The organism is Paenibacillus sp. FSL H3-0286, assembly GCF_045040705.1.
Taxonomy (GTDB): Bacteria; Bacillota; Bacilli; order Paenibacillales; family Paenibacillaceae; genus Paenibacillus_AQ; species Paenibacillus_AQ odorifer.
Window position 1 is genome coordinate 3,651,941 of sequence record NZ_CP150285.1, and the last position, 17,410, is coordinate 3,669,350.

General features: G+C 42.2%; 14 protein-coding genes. 10 read left to right on the plus strand and 4 right to left on the minus strand.

What is annotated here, in order from left to right:
• Positions 1 to 34 precede the first annotated feature (34 nt).
• The 4 genes from MHB37_RS16430 to MHB37_RS16445 all read left to right on the plus strand — a co-directional run bounded on the left by MHB37_RS16430 (position 35) and on the right by MHB37_RS16445 (position 7,657).
• The gene (locus MHB37_RS16430; protein WP_405168257.1) at positions 35 to 2,686 is read left to right on the plus strand and encodes an endo-beta-N-acetylglucosaminidase; all 2,652 of its coding nucleotides are present in this window, start codon (positions 35 to 37) and stop codon (positions 2,684 to 2,686) included.
• Positions 2,687 to 2,971: 285 nt separating this feature from the next.
• Complete coding sequence (ppsA, locus tag MHB37_RS16435; RefSeq protein ID WP_405168258.1) at positions 2,972 to 5,587, plus strand: phosphoenolpyruvate synthase; 2,616 nt, start codon at positions 2,972 to 2,974, stop codon at positions 5,585 to 5,587.
• A gap of 92 nt (positions 5,588 to 5,679) precedes the next feature.
• Positions 5,680 to 6,288, plus strand: coding sequence for a TetR/AcrR family transcriptional regulator (locus tag MHB37_RS16440; protein WP_076133162.1), 609 nt, complete (start codon positions 5,680 to 5,682; stop codon positions 6,286 to 6,288).
• 172 nt (positions 6,289 to 6,460) lie between these two features.
• Positions 6,461 to 7,657 carry an amidohydrolase family protein gene (locus tag MHB37_RS16445; protein WP_340918853.1) on the plus strand — a complete coding sequence of 399 codons (1,197 nt, stop codon included), beginning with the start codon at positions 6,461 to 6,463 and terminating at the stop codon, positions 7,655 to 7,657.
• Between the two features lie 49 nt (positions 7,658 to 7,706).
• Here MHB37_RS16445 and MHB37_RS16450 read toward each other — a convergent pair whose 3' ends face one another.
• Both MHB37_RS16450 and MHB37_RS16455 read right to left on the minus strand, forming a co-directional pair.
• The gene (locus tag MHB37_RS16450) at positions 7,707 to 8,432 is read right to left on the minus strand and encodes a LysE family transporter (protein ID WP_405168259.1); all 726 of its coding nucleotides are present in this window, start codon (positions 8,430 to 8,432) and stop codon (positions 7,707 to 7,709) included.
• Positions 8,433 to 8,491: 59 nt separating this feature from the next.
• Positions 8,492 to 9,013: a DUF3231 family protein gene (locus MHB37_RS16455; protein WP_036677170.1), complete on the minus strand. Its 522-nt coding sequence runs from the start codon at positions 9,011 to 9,013 to the stop codon at positions 8,492 to 8,494.
• 179 nt (positions 9,014 to 9,192) lie between these two features.
• Here MHB37_RS16455 and MHB37_RS16460 point away from each other — a divergent pair, with 179 nt between their 5' ends.
• Complete coding sequence (locus tag MHB37_RS16460) at positions 9,193 to 9,363, plus strand: hypothetical protein (RefSeq protein ID WP_175617339.1); 171 nt, start codon at positions 9,193 to 9,195, stop codon at positions 9,361 to 9,363.
• Positions 9,364 to 10,007: 644 nt separating this feature from the next.
• On the opposite strand, the gene MHB37_RS16465 is transcribed toward MHB37_RS16460, so the two are convergent.
• Positions 10,008 to 10,556, minus strand: a complete 549-nt coding sequence (locus tag MHB37_RS16465; protein WP_076130485.1) for a TetR/AcrR family transcriptional regulator — start codon at positions 10,554 to 10,556, stop codon at positions 10,008 to 10,010.
• A gap of 182 nt (positions 10,557 to 10,738) precedes the next feature.
• Between MHB37_RS16465 and MHB37_RS16470 the strand changes: the two genes are divergently transcribed.
• From MHB37_RS16470 to MHB37_RS16480, 3 genes are all read left to right on the plus strand, one after another.
• The gene (locus MHB37_RS16470; RefSeq protein ID WP_076184955.1) at positions 10,739 to 11,740 is read left to right on the plus strand and encodes an NADP-dependent oxidoreductase; all 1,002 of its coding nucleotides are present in this window, start codon (positions 10,739 to 10,741) and stop codon (positions 11,738 to 11,740) included.
• 232 nt (positions 11,741 to 11,972) lie between these two features.
• Positions 11,973 to 12,725 (plus strand): SDR family oxidoreductase, encoded by a 753-nt coding sequence (locus MHB37_RS16475; RefSeq protein WP_076130487.1) that lies wholly within the window; start codon positions 11,973 to 11,975, stop codon positions 12,723 to 12,725.
• Between the two features lie 284 nt (positions 12,726 to 13,009).
• Positions 13,010 to 13,582, plus strand: a complete 573-nt coding sequence (locus tag MHB37_RS16480) for a TetR/AcrR family transcriptional regulator (RefSeq protein WP_405168260.1) — start codon at positions 13,010 to 13,012, stop codon at positions 13,580 to 13,582.
• 221 nt (positions 13,583 to 13,803) lie between these two features.
• On the opposite strand, the gene MHB37_RS16485 is transcribed toward MHB37_RS16480, so the two are convergent.
• Positions 13,804 to 15,513 carry a glycoside hydrolase family 2 protein gene (locus MHB37_RS16485; protein WP_076130489.1) on the minus strand — a complete coding sequence of 570 codons (1,710 nt, stop codon included), beginning with the start codon at positions 15,511 to 15,513 and terminating at the stop codon, positions 13,804 to 13,806.
• Between the two features lie 150 nt (positions 15,514 to 15,663).
• On the opposite strand from MHB37_RS16485, the gene MHB37_RS16490 reads away from it, so the two are divergent.
• Positions 15,664 to 16,506, plus strand: coding sequence for a helix-turn-helix transcriptional regulator (locus MHB37_RS16490; RefSeq protein WP_076184951.1), 843 nt, complete (start codon positions 15,664 to 15,666; stop codon positions 16,504 to 16,506).
• 113 nt (positions 16,507 to 16,619) lie between these two features.
• Positions 16,620 to 17,402, plus strand: a complete 783-nt coding sequence (locus MHB37_RS16495) for an ABC transporter ATP-binding protein (RefSeq protein ID WP_076130491.1) — start codon at positions 16,620 to 16,622, stop codon at positions 17,400 to 17,402.
• Positions 17,403 to 17,410: the final 8 nt, after the last annotated feature.

Consider the following 17,410-nt stretch of genomic DNA (forward strand, 5'->3'; position numbering starts at 1 on the left):
CAATCATTTAATCAATCGATTGGAGGAGTATGGCATGAAAAAGATTGGGGCAGGTTTTATATTCTTACTTGTGATGTGCGCAGCCTTATCCACAACTGCGTTCGCGAAACAGCCTTATTCATCCTATTGGTTTCCGGAGCAATTGCTTCAGTGGAGTCCGGCATCCGACCCGGATGCGGCATTTAACCGGAGCACAGTCCCGCTGCAGGACCGTTTTGTAGCAGATGGGGTCAACGCTCATGCAACCAAAGCGCCAAAAGTCATGGCTTTATCTGCACTGAACCCGGGAACAAGCGGAGTTCCATCGCAGGGTTCAAGCAAATTCGAAGCTAACACATTTACCTATTGGCAATATGTTGACAAGCTGGTCTATTGGGGTGGTTCCGCGGGCGAAGGGATCATCGTACCTCCAAGCGCTGATACGATCGACGCGGCTCATAAAAATGGCGTGCCGATCATCGGAACGGTATTCTTCCCACCAACCGTATATGGCGGGAAGTATGAATGGGTCAAGCAGATGCTTCAGCAGAATAGTGACGGATCCTTTCCTGCTGCTGACAAGTTGATCCAGGTTGCGAGCCATTACGGATTTGACGGCTGGTTTATTAACCAGGAGACTGAGGGCGGAACTCCGGCTGACGCACAGCAAATGAAAGCTTTCCTAAGTTATCTGGAATCGCACAAGTCAAATTCTATGCACATCGTATGGTATGATTCCATGACCAATGAGGGCAGTATTAGTTGGCAAAATGCACTTAACGACAAGAATGCGATGTTCCTGCAAGACAATAAAAAGCAAATAACAGACAATATGTTCCTGAACTTTTGGTGGAAGGATCTTAAAAGCTCGGCAGAGAAGGCTAGAAGCTTGGGCAGAAGTCCTTATGACTTGTATGCAGGCATCGATGTCGAAGCCAAGGGTTACGATACAAAGGTGAACTGGAATCTGTTGTTTCCGGATAAAGATCCTGCCGTTACTTCCCTTGGTATTTACCGCCCCGATTGGGCTTTTAACAGCGCAGAGAGTATGGAAGATTTCTTCGTACGCGAGAACAAATTCTGGGTGGGTCCAAACGGGAATCCGAGTAACACCTCGAGCGATCAAGCCTGGAAAGGTATCGCTAACGATGTGATCGAATCATCACCAATCAATGAGCTGCCTTTCACCACCAACTTCAACACGGGAAGCGGACAGAAATATTTTGTAAGAGGGAAGCAGGTGCGGGATAAAAGCTGGAACAACCGGAGTCTGCAGGATATTCTTCCCTCCTGGCGTTGGATTGCAGACAGCAAAGGTACCCCGCTTTCACCAGTGCTCGATTGGTCCGATGCCTATTACGGCGGCAGTTCGTTGAAGGTATCAGGCGTACTGAACCCTAACAATGCGACACATCTGAAGCTCTACAAGACCGACCTTAAGATCGAAGCAAGCACAAAGCTGTCTATTACGTACAAAACACAAAATAAGCCAAGCCTGAAGGTTGGTCTTGCATTCGCTGATCAGCCCGATCAATATATCTTCCTTAATGTGAAGGATAAGACATCGCCAGACTGGACAACTGACACATTGAATTTGACCCCATACAAAGGGAAACGGATCGTAGCGTTGTCATTGTATTTTGATTCTAAGAATGAGGTTAATAATTACAACATTCAAATTGGCCAGCTCTCCATTCAAAATGCTAATGACCCAATCAAACCACTACCCGCGGTTCGCGATCTTAAGGTCACTCAAACTGATTTTCGCAATGGTATTTATGGAGATGCCAGATTACAGTGGAAACAGCTTGACCAACAGGTCAAGCAATACGAAATCTATCGAGTGCTTCCAGATGGCAGTGAGATGTTCATAGGTGCAACACCAAATCATGTGTTTTACGTTCCTGAGATGCGAAGAATAGACAAAGAAACTATCACAGTATTGAAGGTTGTTGCCGTCAATGAAAGATACGAGCAAGGTCAATCCTCTAGTGTGAAGATCAGCTGGCCGGATTATCCAAAGCCGACTGCGGAGTTCAAAACTGATCGAACCCTAGTCGCTCCAGGCGAGAGCGTAAACTTCACCGACCTGTCGACTGAAGTGACAGAAGGATGGTCATGGACCTTCGAAAGCGGAAGCCCCGCGGTCAGCACATCAAAGAACCCAGTTGTGACGTTCGCTCAGGAAGGCGTTTATAGTGTGACGCTGACTGCAACTAACAGCTCGGGCCAAGACACAATTACGAAAAAAGCGCTTATCACAGTGAGTAAGGAAGCTGGAGCAGTGAAAAATCTGGCACTTGGTAAAACTGCAACAGCCGATCATGCCTGTGGGGAAAAGGAAGGGGCACCTAACGCCGTAGATGGTAAAGTGACGGATAACAGTAAATGGTGCGCAATTGGCAATCTGCCCCATTGGCTTCAGGTCGACCTCGGCGCCGAACATCAACTCAGCGCTTTTGTCATCAAGCATGCTGAGAGCGGAGGAGAGTGGACCGGTTTTAATACCAGTGATTATACGATTCAGGTCAGCAGCGACGGAACGAACTGGACGGATGTCGTCAACGTCCAAGGAAACTCGGCTGCCGAGTCGACTGATTCAATTGCGTTAGTAAAAGCCCGCTATGTAAAATTATTGATTCTCAAACCTACGCAGGGAGCCGATACGGCAGCGCGAATCTATGAGTTTGAAGTGAAGGGATTATAATATACCCTATTACGTCATTCTAATATTAAAGCAAATAAACCGTAGGCCACTTGAGGGGCTACGGTTTATTTGCTTTAACACTAATGATAGCTGAAATCAAAAAAAGAACCTGATTTATCTAATCAGATTCTTATATATTGCATATGAAAAGACACGATGATATAATCAACTCACGACTGAAATTCTATAGTTAGGCATGGAAATCTCATCTTATATATTTATTTTATCATGCCGTTAAATTCTTGTCAATTTTTTTCTCAATTTAATAGTTAGGAGCGATAATAAATGCGTTCTTTAGTTCTCGGTTTTCAGGAAGTGGACAATACACAGCTTTTGCTCGTTGGCGGAAAAGGGTTAAATTTAGGGAAACTATCACAAATAGAAGAAATACAAGTACCAGAAGGATTCTGTATTACAACAGTAGGATATCACCAAGCCCTCGAACAGAACCAAACGTATCATGCTTTGTTGGATCAACTAACTATGCTAAAAGTAGAAGATCGGGATCAAATCGGTGAAATCAGTAGGAAGATTCGGCAAATCATTATGGAAGCAGAAATTCCTTCCGATGTTGTGAAGGCAGTTTCTCACTATCTCACCCAGCTGGGTGATGAACATGCTTATGCAGTGCGTTCTAGTGCGACCGCTGAAGATTTACCACATGCCTCTTTTGCAGGTCAACAAGATACCTATTTAAATATCATCGGCATAGAAGCAATCCTTCAGCATATCAGCAAATGTTGGGCTTCTCTATTTACGGATCGTGCCGTAATCTACCGTATGCAAAATGGATTTGACCACAGTCAAGTTTATTTATCCGTTATCGTTCAAAGGATGGTTTTTCCACAGGCTTCAGGCATTTTATTTACCGCTGATCCGATTACTTCTAACCGGAAACTACTATCCATCGATGCCAGTTTTGGACTTGGCGAAGCTCTGGTCTCTGGCTTGGTATCTGCCGATGGTTATAAAGTACAGCAAGAGAAAATTGTCGATAAGAGAATAGCGACCAAAAAATTGGCTATTTACGGATTAAAAGAAGGCGGAACAGAGACCCGGCAGATCGAAATCGATCAGCAAGAGACTCAAACACTTACTGAACAACAAATTTTACAATTAGCAAGGATAGGCAGACAGATTGAAGCTTATTTTGGTTGCCCACAAGATATCGAATGGTGTCTGGCTGAGGATACATTTTATATCGTCCAGAGTCGGCCAATCACGACTTTATTCCCCATCCCAGAAGCGAATGATCAAGAAAACCACGTTTATGTATCTGTTGGTCATCAACAAATGATGACAGATCCCATGAAACCGCTGGGATTGGCTTTTTACCTGTTAACGACTCCTGCACCTATGCGTACAGCTGGCGGAAGATTGTTTGTTGATGTCACACCAAGTCTTGCTTCATCTGGCAGCAGAGAAATGATCATAGAAGCCTTAGGTAAATCTGATCCCCTCATAAAAGACGCACTCATAACCATCGTAGAGCGAGAAGATTTTATGAAATTTTCGGCAGATAATGAAAAGGCTTCTACTCCGAGTAAGAGCAATGCAAGCCTGCCACCTAGTGATTCTCAAGTACAACTCGAAAATGATCCGACAATCGTTTCTGACCTCATTAAGAGCAACCAAGCCTCGATAGAAGAGTTGCAACAAAACATTCAAACCAAATCAGGGGCGGAGTTGTTTGATTTTATTCTGGAAGATATGCAGCAGTTAAAGAAGATTCTATTCAACCCACAAAGTATGCGTGTGATTATGGCGGCTATGGATGCTTCAGCATGGATCAATGAAAAAATAAACGAGTGGTTGGGTGAAAAAAACGTAGCGGATACGCTTTCTCAATCTGTACAAGGCAATATAACTTCAGAAATGGGTCTGGCGCTACTCAATCTCGCAGATGTGATTCGGCCTTATCCGGAAGTCATTGATTATTTACAGCAGGTTAAAGATGATAATTTCTTAAATGAACTGGTTAGCTTTGAGGGTGGGCAGGAAACCCAAGACGCTTTCTATGACTATCTCAGTAAATACGGAATGCGATGTACCGGAGAAATCGATCTTACAAGAACTCGTTGGAGCGAAAAACCAACTACACTTGTCCCCATGATTCTCAGTAATATCAAAAACTTTAAACCTAATGCTGGCCATCGGAAATTTGAGCAAGGTCGACAGGAAGCTTTGAAAAAAGAACAAGAGCTATTAGATCGATTGAAGCAATTACCCGATGGTGAACAAAAAGCGAATGAAACAAAACGAATGATTGATCTCATCCGGAATTTCAGCGGGTTTAGAGAATACCCAAAATACGGCATGGTTAATCGCTATTTCGTTTATAAACAAGCTTTACTGAAAGAAGCTGAACAACTAATACAATCGGGAGTTATTCCTGAAAAAGAAGATATATACTATCTCACTTTTGGAGAACTATGCGAAGTTGTAAGCACAAATAAATTGGATTACCAGATCATCAGCAAACGCAAAGAAGAGTACAAATTATTTGAAAAACTAACTCCACCACGTGTTATTACGTCTGAAGGTGAAATCATTGCGGGTAAGTATAAACGAGAAAACCTCCCAACTGAAGCTATTGTAGGTTTAGCGGTTTCTTCCGGTGTTATAGAGGGACGTGCGCGTGTCATCTTAAACATGGAGGATGCTGATCTAGAAAACGGAGATATATTAGTTACCTTATTTACTGACCCTAGCTGGACTCCATTGTTTGTATCTGTAAAAGGCCTAGTTACTGAAGTTGGTGGACTAATGACCCATGGGGCAGTTATTGCGCGTGAATATGGCTTGCCAGCAGTTGTCGGAGTGGAGAATGCTACCAAATTGATAAAAGACGGGCAACGAATTCGTGTGCATGGAACAGAAGGCTATATCGAGATATTGTAATGGCTGAATCACGAATGTGGTTTGACAAATTCAATCTTTTGAATTATTTTTAATAGTGAATTATAAATTCATTATTAAAGGTGAGGGGCAATATGCAGTCTAAAAAAGATGAAGTGAAACAGGAAATTGAATCCGCCGCTTTAAAGGTATTTTTCCAAAAAGGCTTCTCTGATGCCAAAATGAACGATATTGCCGATGAAATTCAAATTTCTGTTGGAAATATTTATACTTATTTTAAAAATAAAAAAGAGTTGTTCTATTCGGTTGTTCCGCCGTCTTTAGTGGACTATTTGAAGAATGTGTTAGTGGAAAATATTCGCATCGATAACCAGACTTTTTTTGATGATGTTAATAATGAGAAAAAATCAGCTATCGTTCAAGAGCAAATAACTATATTAACCCAGTACAGCAGGCAGATTGTTATTATTTTTGAAAAGAATAAAGGGACCGTATATAGCAATGCCAAAAACGAGCTGATCGATCTGATGATCGAAACTAAAAGGCCCTATATTAAGGATCATTATAAAAGATACGAAATCGGAACCGAAGAAAATATGATTCTGCTGAAGATCATCGCGAACAATGTCATCAATATGATTCTGGATTTATTAAAGCACGAGATGAGCGCCGATAGCCGGAAACGGATTTTTGAGGCATTAAGCTTATACTGGCTGCATGGACTAAAAAGCTTAAACGAATAACGTCAATGCGCCGAATTTAGGTGTGGGGTGGAACTGGCGCACAACACTGCAATGAGGGACAACCAAGTGGATATGCACATTTAGCATCTACGAGGGTCCCTATTTTTTTAATCCAATAATGAATAGTTAATTCACTATTGAAAGGTGTAATCATGAAACGGGGGAAGCTACGATGAAGATAGGTTTTGCGTTTAAGGACTGCAATGTTATATATGGAGATGCAATAAAAGGCACAGAAACCCATATGACTATTTTGATTCAGGAAAACGGATTGATTCAAGAGATCGGGAAAGCAAGCGCTGTAACTGTCCCGACCCATTACCAAACGATCGATTGTTCGGGGAAATATGTGATGCCCGGTCTCATCAATGCGCATGCCCATCTTTTTGCCGATGGGAAGTTGTTTACGCTGTCTGCCAGTGAAGGGCTGCTGAATTTTGCGTTTCATCATATTTTGGATACGAGACTGGGCAGAAACGTATTGAAGAAACGGATGAAAAACAATGCCCTAACCGCACTGCATTCCGGAGTAACAACGATGCGTAGCATAGGTGAATTTTTTTATACTGATGTTCTTTTGAGGGATGAGATTAAGGCAAATCAATTTATTGGACCTAATCTTTTGGTATCCGGGTATTTCCTGAGCGTAACGAATGGCCACGGTGCACCTTATTTGGCTTTGGTCGGTGATTCACCATGGGAAGGGAGAAGAAATGTAAGAATCAATGTAAAAAACGGAGTGGACCTAATCAAAATATGTGTAACTGGCGGGGTTACCGATGCCAAAAGGGTCGGAGAAGCAGGCCGCTTGCAAATGACGGAAGAAGAGGTGGCTGCGATTTGCGAGGAAGCTCATAAAATTGGGATGCGTGTGGCGGCACATGCAGAAAGTACCGAAGGTGTAAGAGTTGCGTTAAAGGGTGGGGTGGATACTATTGAACACGGCGCGGAGATGGATGAGGAAATGATCAGGCTGTACAAAAATAATCCCAGAGCCTTAAAGGGCTACACCGCTGTGATCCCTACTTTACAAGCAGCTTATCCCAGTGCGAAATTAGATCCGAGCCTGACAAAGTTGAATACAACCGTTAAGGAAAATGCCCGGCTTGTGTATGGCTCTATGTTAAAAGGGCTACAGCAGGCTATAGAACATGATATCAAAATTGGTGTGGGCACGGATGCCGCTATGTCCTATGTAACCCACTATGATCTTTGGCGTGAGCTTGATCATTTCATGCGACAAACAAAGCTGAACGTAAGTCAGGTTATTGAACTAGTAACCAAATCAAATGCAGAGATTTTGGGAATCGATCACCAGACAGGGACAATAGAAGTTGGCAAATATGCGGATTTAATCATGATGGAGTAAAACCCATTGGAGAACATAAAAGCTTTGTCGAATGTAGCTATGGTTATGGTCAGAGGGAATTTAATACAAACACCCTCTGTGAACAGAATTCAAGCAGTGGACGAGCTGCTGGATACGGTTTGGAGTATTTAGGAGTGAGATAAATGATTGTAGAAGCACGTTTGGGTATCCTAGCTATTCTTAAAAGAACAGCGCCCCGAAAGAGGCTGGAGGCGGCAGCCATGGCTACATCCCAGAGTAAAATCCCGAGGACGATCGCTCCACTGTAGATCAATAACTGCTGAATTGGATACTCGCTAACCACATTAGCTAATATTGAGCCGTATATACCCAGCCAAAAAAGGATGGAGAGGGGATTAAACAAGGACATCAGAAATCCCGAAAGATAAGATTTGGACAGTGAGACATCGTTTCCCCTCATCTCAATCCCTGAAATTTCTCTTGTATTTTTAATGCTGTCTACACCTGAATAGACGAGGACAAAGAATCCGAACAACCATAAAAACACTTTAACAAACGGAGCATCCAGCAGATGAATGAGGCCAAAATAAACAAGCAGCATATAGATGATATCGGCACTAACCGCCCCTAAACCAACTATCCAGGCAGGCATAAATCCTCCGCGGAGTCCCTTGTCCAGCTGTGCTGCATTAATGGGTCCGAGAGGTGCCGAGAGGGATAATCCTAGAATCATATAACCTATAAATACGTTAATGTTGTCCTCCTCCTTAATATAGATAACATATTCTAATAAAGGTAGTAGTAGGACAAGCAAAAGAAGGCCCGCGGATGATTGCAGGCCTTCTTTTATAAGAAGCTGAAGAGTGAGTAGAATTACGCCTTAACGGATTCAGGTCGTTTGACAAGAAGAGGTGGAGGAATCAACCAGCCCTTTTTCTTAGTCAAATGTAGAATTTTAAGGCCGATGGCTGCTTTGGTAAGGTGATATTTAGCAAACAAAGCCCCTATATCTTCTCTGATCGATTGTCCCATTGCCTGACTACATGCCACAAGTCCAACAGCATTATCAGCTGCAAGTTTGGCAGCAATTTCAGGATCTGTGAAACGTGCCCCTACAGGAATATCTTCAAGCTTGGCATCGGGCCGATTTGGCATTACTGGTGCAGATGCAATACCTTGCTCTGAGAGCAGTGTATCACACTCACTGATTTCAAGCTCCGCTTGATCAATTAAAGCTCCTAATATTTTTTTCAGGTCATTGTCACCAGCGTGATACATATAAGCTCTGTAACAAGAGAGTGCTCCCTTTGCTACCATAGAGGCTTGCCAAACCGTAAAAATCTCTCCATAATGCATCGGTTCTTCTTTGGGGTTACCGCCTAGAATCCCTGTCATAAACAGTCTCCTTTATTGTTGAATTTGAACAAACATTAGCATGCCCACAAAAACACGGAAATTGCAGCTTTTCACATAAAATTGGTATGTCAATTTGAGGCGTCGTCATCCGTGCAAGTTTAAGGATAAATGTGAAAATAAGGAACGATAAAATTGAACACGAGTTGTGGAGGAATCAAATGTTTTTCAACGTGATGATTGCAAGTATAATTGCCTTTGCATTCAATGAAGTTGCTTATCACTGGAGATGGTGGAGTGTATCTCCAATCAAGGCAGGGATGGATTGGGAGTCATTAAGACTTCCAACACCTTTGGTAAGTGCTCGGCTAATCAAACAAATGATAACCTGAATGAAAGGAATGTTAATGCAACGGGTAATCATAATTCAACAGCGGTCGAGAATGGAAATTACCGAGCGCAGGCACTCGGGGATGAGAATCGAGGCACTAATATGAGGTGGTTGGGTCTCTTAGGGTTGCTTGGACTTACAGGCTTGGGAATAGAAGCCGAGAAAAAAGCTAAACTTTTTAGAGCTAAAGGGAACTGTAGGGGGAATGGACACTCTATGGTTCGAGATTCGGCAATTACGATCTGGATATTGTAATCCGCTTGCACTTTAACGATATTTATTAATTCGATAATCCGCTGAATGAAAATAAGGAATAAAAAAGAGATCTGTCTTATTACAACAGACCTCTTTTTATAAGTTGTAATCTTAGAAGAACCAATAAAGGTTTACGCCGTGCGGCGCATATCTAGCACCAGCCACAGGTTCCAGAAGTCGTCCGTAACCTGCACATGTTGGCATACTCAGTGAGGAGTTCCGCGTATTCCATCGGAGCAGGACTTCGTAATGATAATTTTATTCCGAGTTTACGAAAATTGGCGGAACCGGACAAAAGTGGGAGAGTAACTGCAGTACTTCAGAAGACAGAAGCTTCTGGACCATGTTTATGATTGAAGAATAATTTTTTTAAAACTAAGGGATTTGAATTCATAGACCCTGTTTGATTAAACTCCAGATGCGTTCAAACCTGTCTTGGTAGTCAGGTAAATTCCAGGATTCTTTGAAGGATGGGAGGCTAAATACTGCAAACGCAGAGAGAATCGCCTCAGCCCGTTCCAAGTGGGGATCGTGATAGTCCATGAAGCCGTCAATGATTTGGTAGGAATCCCAGAGAACATCGCGTAATACCAGTGGATTGCTATCCACGTATTGAGTATTCAAGGCAAACATCTTGGGATTCTCGTTATAAGCGCGTTTTTTTGCGTTAACAAATGCCCATAGCCAATCGTGAAGCAATTCTTGCGGTTTAGTTAAATTAGTCATATCTAATTTAATTTGTTCTGAAATCATCCGGTTGAACCAGCTCTTAGATACAGCTGCCCAGAGCTCTTGCTTATTTTTAAAGTGCTTATAGAGCGCTGCATGGGTGATACTTAATTCATCCGCAATTTGTGAGAGTGTCACTTCGGATTTTTCCGTGCGTTTAATTAATGCCTCAGCTGTTTCAATAACAAGCTCTTGAGTGATTTTAGCCACCGACTGTCAACCCTTCTTTCTTCAATAAATTCCTTTTTGTCGTTTATACACTTGCGAGTATTTTAACATATGAAATATCCAGTAACAATTGTTGACTTTTGTAACTTATAGTTTTATGCTTGTTGTGTAAGTTACAAAAATAAATAAATGTTACTTTTTTAACGCATAGGAGGTCATTTATCATGAAAGCAGCACAGATCACCAAATATTCAAAAAAGTTCATAGTAAAAGTGAACGATATTCCAATCCCAGAAATAAGTGATAACGAAGTCTTGGTCCAGGTGAAAGCAGCAGCAGTTAATCATTTGGAATTGCTCATTGGTACCGGAAGTGTAAAGCTGATTCAGGATTATGAATTCCCATTAGTACTTGGTAACGAGCTGACGGGTGTTATTGAAAAAGTGGGTAAGAAGGTGCAAGGTTTCAAAGTTGGCGATGCAATTTATTCACGTCTGCCACTACAAAAAATCGGTGCCTTTGCGGAATACGCGGCAATTAATGCAGATGCCATCGGGTACCTACCTGCCAATCTGAATTTTGTGACTGGTGCTGCTGCGCCATTAACAGGATTAACAGCTTATCAAGGATTAAATGAAGAATTAGATGCTAAAGCAGGCGAAAGCGTGTTTATCCCTGGAGGGTCTGGTTCATTTGGCCAAATGGCCATTCCTATCGCCAAAAGCATGGGGCTCAAGGTCATCATCAGTGGAAATCCAGGAGCACGTGAACGGACAATGGCCGCTGGTGCAGACCAATATATTGATTATACGACTACGAACTATTGGGAACAGCTTAGTGATGTTGATTATGTGATGGATACCTTAGGATCCAGCGAATTTGATCATGAGCTTTCAATTATTAAAGCAGGAGGCCGCCTTCTTTCTCTGCGGACCGGTCCTAACAAACGTTTTGCAGAAGATTTGGGCTTCTCTGGCTGGAAACAAAAGCTCTTCACCATCGCCGGGGCTAAGTATGATCATAAAGCGAAGAAAAAGAAGATTCAATATCATTTCATTTTTGTTCGCAGTGATGGCGAACAATTAAAGAAAATTACGAAGATTATTGAAGATAATGGGATTGTACCAGCAGTGGACCCTACAGAATTCCATATAGAAGATATTAACGAAGCACTGAATTTTGTTGCTGAAGGTCATCCTAAAGGGAAAGTTATTATCAGATTTTAAGGAGGGGGCTCAATTGTTGTCAAAAAATTCTTTACTGATCATTCTAGAATTGATATACTGATGCAAATTAGAGTTAATAGTGTAGTTTTTTTACCTTAACTAGAATGATCGTTCTTGAATATTTTGAAGAAATTTATTAAGGGAGGGATGAATGAGATACAAGTTTAATCGTGAACAAAACTCTATTGAAATGTTGTTAAATGATCAAAAAACTTAAAAGGGAGAGAATAATATGAAATATACAGTGATTACAGGAGCAAGCTCAGGAATTGGGTATGAAACAGCATTAGCGTTTGCTGCACGCGGTAAAAATTTAATTTTGGTAGCTAGAAGATTAGATAAATTAGAAGAACTTAAATCAACAATTCAGAATATTGATCCTAATGTAGATGTTATTGTTCGTTCAAGTGATCTGTCTGTTACAGAGCAGGCTCACACACTGTATAACACTTTGAAGGAATACCAAATAGAAACCTGGATTAATAATGCAGGACTTGGTGAAGCTTCTTTTGTGGTAGAACAGAATTTAGATAAAGTTGAAATTATGTTACGTGTTAACATCGAATCCTTGACGATCCTTTCTACACTATTTGTGCGAGATTATGCTGATGTAGAAGGAACTCAGTTAATTAACGTATCCTCCGCACTCGGATATGCCATTGCTGTTGGGAGCGTTGCTTATTCTGCATCTAAATATTATGTTAGTGCCTTCACCGAAGGGCTTGCAAAGGAACTAGAGCTTAAAGGCGCGAAATTAAAAGCAAAGGTTTTAGCACCAGCAATAACTGAAACGGAATTTGTGAAGAAATCTATAGATGCTGAAGAATTTGATTACAAAGCAAACATGCCTAAATACCACACTGCCAAACAAATGGCGAGTTTCATGGTAGAGCTTTATGATAGCAATGATATGATAGGAATTGTTGACCAGAACTATGACTTCAATCTGAGAGATCAAATCTATCCAATTATATCTGAGTTTTAAATCGAATTAGATATTAGTCACTAAAACGATCGTTGAAGAAACTGGAGCAAAAAGAACTGGCTTCCCTATTCTTAAACGTGGGGTACAACTTTTTTGCATACGCTGGAAAAAGATTGGACTCTGGATTGTTTATAAGCAGACAAAGTAAGAATTCTTCGGTAAGCATCAGTTAAGTTATCATGTTATGAATAAAATCAAGCATCTTGCTTGATTTTATTTACGTTTTATATATTAGTTTGCGGATCGTTTACTTAAATGTATAATGATTGCTTGAGGTGATTACAATGGCAAGAAGCAAAGAATTTGAAATTAATGAAGTACTAGATAAAGCGATAAAACTATTTTGGATGCAAGGTTACGAGAAAACTTCAATGCAAGATTTGGTAGACTGTATGGGAATTCACAGAAGAAGTATCTATGATACATTTGGTGATAAGCACGCCTTATATTTGTCGGCACTCCAAAGGTACGAATCTACTCAAAACAAAAAAATGAGATTCTTGGTTGAGAAACAAGAACCCGTAAAGGAGATCATTCGACAATTTCTAGAATCTTCGATGAGGAGCGAAGGAGAACCTCAAGGATGTTTCATAGTTAATTCGGGTGTGGAGTTGGGAGTACTGGATCCGGAGGTTGCATCCTTTGTTGAGAATAGCTATTCAAAAACGGAGAAGTTGTTATATGACCTCGTTCAGACTGGCCAGCAAAGAGGTGAACTTAGAATTTCACTGGAGCCCGAGGCTATTTCCCATTATTTAATGAATGCCTGGTTAGGACTACGTACAATGGTAAAAACGGCAACGGACCATGGGAAATTAACAAGTATTATTCATACCATACTGATCACTCTAGATTAAAACTCCTTTATCTATCTGCAGTGTAAGAGGACAAGCACTTGTATCGAATGCCGAAAATAGACAATCAACTTACTGCTACCCGAGTACGCGAAGAATAGAACCGACTTAATACGCCCAGCTTAACTATATAAATATCGCGTCCGACACCAGCTGTAAGGAACTAAGAATGCAGACACTAAAAAAAACCATGTTGACGATGGGCTTCTTAGTCAATGTGGATATTAATCTGTCCAAGATTGATAGATACGGCGCACTTCACGGAAGGATTGTTTAGGTTTGCGGTATTCATTAACCAGACCCTTGTTGTTGAAGCCGCGGGCACGGTCGCGAAAGTTCTTGCTGCTGCTCTTCAGATCGCCGCGGATGTCTGCAAACTGCCAGATGTAAGTCCCGCCAATTTTCGAATCATTTTTGAAGATCGCCAGTGCTTCAGTTACAATATCTGCCTGATAATCCTCGCTGAACAATCTCTGCTCCCAGCCCACATCCCCAAATAGTCCAGCACCACCGAATTCGGTCATGAGCACTACCTTGTCACCGGCTCCCATCTGCTCCGCACGCACATGGAACTGTTCCAGCATGTCTTTAAAGCTGGCTGTATCGCCTTCGTACCAACCAAAATATTTATTAATACCGATAACATCGAATAAAGGAAGTAGAATATCTTCGAGTGGATGCATCGTAGCGTAGGTGACAAGCCTAGTACTGTCGAGTTTCTTCACCAATCCGACTAGAGCTTGTGTGAAAGCATATGCTTCTTGCGTCCGGGTATCAATCTCATTATGAACGGACCAAAAGATCACACTTGGGTGATGCATATGCAAGCTGATCATTTCTTCAATCATAGTCAGTGCACGCTCCTGGAAGAGAGGCTCACTTACTGTTTCGTTCGGCAGAAAGGCTCCCCATATCGGAATTTCGCTCCAGTATACAATCCCTTGCTCATCGAGTAGATCAAGCCAATATGGGCTTTGGGGATAATGAGAACCCCGGACGGAATTGCAACCTAACTCCAAAATGATACTGAGCTCCTTGTGCATCAGCTTCGGAGGGAAGGCGAAACCCCACTCAGGATGCTCTTCATGTCTATTCACACCCTTAAGATAAACGGGTGAACCGTTAATTAGAATCCGATGATCCTTTGTTTCAATATAGCGAAAACCGATCCGTTCAATCTTGTCGTCTTCCTCTGTCCGCAGTTGAAAGGTATACAGTTCTGGAAGACCTACGTTCCACAAACGTACTTCAGGCATAAGCAACTTGAACGTATGACTGAGGGTCTGGCCAGTTTCAATCTGTACTTCTTCCGAGTGCAATTCATGTCCGCTTTCGGAGAATGTGATCTTTGTAGTGTGCTGCTCCTTAAAGAAGGAATGGAGCCTCACCTGAACAGTGACATCGGCATCTGGTCCATGCAGTTCATAATCAATCTTCAGTTGTTCGATGTAAAGTTCAGGCAAATATTGCAGCTCCACCGACCGTATGATTCCCCCATAATGAAACCAATCCACCTGCTCCGTAGGAATCGTAAGTCGGTCCAAGGTGCTGTCCGTCCGGACGATAATCTCATGTTCTCCTGCCCCTAAGGAAGGAACAATAAATTCAAAAGGTGTAAATCCTCCATAGTGATACCCAAGGTGCTGCCCGTCCAAATAGACGTCGGCGTGGCCCAGCACGGCATGAAAGATGAGTCTGACATGCTGCGAATTCACAGTCTGTATTTTTTTACGATACCAACCGACACCTTCATAATCGTACATTCCCAGTTCATTATTCCAGCACGAGGGCACATAAAGAGACTGCCAAGAATGTGGAAATCGCTCAAACCATTTTTCTTGAACACCCGTATTTAACGGATCCTTCATGAAATCCCAAGGCCCATCCAACAGCGCAGTTCTCCGAATTTGATACTCGCTAAAAGTCCTTAACAAGTGTGTTCCTCCTTTATTTCCTGTAATGTATTGTGAATTTCAGACATCTTGATAATATGGATAGTAACATTTGGAGTTTAAGCATTGAATAGAAAAAAACGTTACCGTCTTGTTTAAATCGCTCTTTTAGCAGCAGGAGGGGATTATTAATTGGAAGAAAATGATTACAAGCTGAATGACCTCACAGTGCATATCCATTTTGTACTCGACAAAGCTACTTATCCCGGCTGGGAGGACATCCGTAACATGGTAAATGTGCACAGCTTGTACTGGATTCATGAAGGTAAAGGGGTTTTCCTGACCAATGTTGAGCACAAAGTAGAGGCTGGAATGCTAATCTATTTAAAACCAGGCCTTAAACTGTCCATGCGCTCGCAGATGGATGCTCCACTTCGCATAACGATGTTGCTCTTCGATTGTGCAGAGCTTGGTTATGATGCGGTATGGAAGGAAGTCAAGCCAATCGTAAAACTGAGACTTCCCTTCTTAAGCCAATATAACCAACAGCAAGCTGAGGAAATTAGCCAGCTGGTCTGGGGGATTCACCAGGACTGGCTGCCCGGACTAACCGATGGCATAGCTGTATCCCGGGCTAAAATGCAGATCCTACTGCATATGCTGCACCAGACCGTACAACCGGACTGGAATCTGATGGAGTCTGGAGCTTTCGCCGCCTTCGAACAGATCAAGAAAACTCTCGAGAACGACTATAAGGATCATCACCGGATTGAGAAATTGGCGGAGAAATACGGCATTTCGCCATCTTACTTGCGGAAGATGTTCCTGAAATTTACGGGGATGGGGCCAAAGGAATACCATATGCACTTACAGAACCAGCAAGCTTGTCGTTATCTGGTTTTTACCGATTATCCAGTTAAGGAAATCGCCAAATTATGCGGGTACTACGAAGAATATCATTTCAGTAAGATTTTTAAACAGCTTAACGGGATCCCTCCGACAGTATACCGAAACAAACAGAGAATCAAAGATTAATTGTCCGTAGAACCGCTGGCGAGAAAATCTTGCGTTTATGTTTTTTTACGGGAAGGACTTTACCATGATAATATTGAACTCATTGAAGCATGTTTAAGGAGGGAAAATTGGGCATGATTATATCACTCAAAAATGTATCATGGCAACGTGATACGACAATGATCTTACGCGATATGAATTGGGAAGTGAAGCAGGGACAACACTGGTGTATCGTCGGTCTGAATGGATCAGGAAAAACGACGATGCTAAACGTCGTGAACGGCTATATCTGGCCGACAACAGGACAAGTCGAAGTGCTGGACCATCGCTTTGGCGATGTGGATTTGAGAGAGCTACGCAAACGAATCGGTTGGGTAAGCACCTCCTTGCAGCAGAAGCTGTACGGCCATCAGACTGCCCTGAACATCGTCCTAAGCGGAAAATTCGCGACGATTGGTCTGTATGATAAGACGAATGAAGAGGATCAAAAGCAAGCCGAGGAGTTAATGGAGTTTCTAGACTGCTCTTCTTTGGCTGGTCGTACATATGATACCTTGTCGCAAGGACAGCGTCAGAAAGTCCTCATTGCACGCGCACTAATGGCCAATCCAGATCTACTAATCCTTGATGAGCCGTGCACGGGACTAGATATTTTTGCACGTGAACAGCTGCTGCAGATGATCGAGAAGATAACAAAGCAACCTGGTGGACCAACCTTGCTGTATGTAACCCATCATATCGAGGAGATAACACCATGCTTCACGCACACGCTGCTGGTAAAGAACGGTGAAATCTACAAAGGTGACGAGACAGTAAACTGCTTGCAGTCAGATGTTTTGAGTGATTTCTTCGATACCCCCGTTGAAGTACAGGAACATCATAACCGCAAGTGGCTTACACTTGCCGGTGATAAGTAGAATATCAA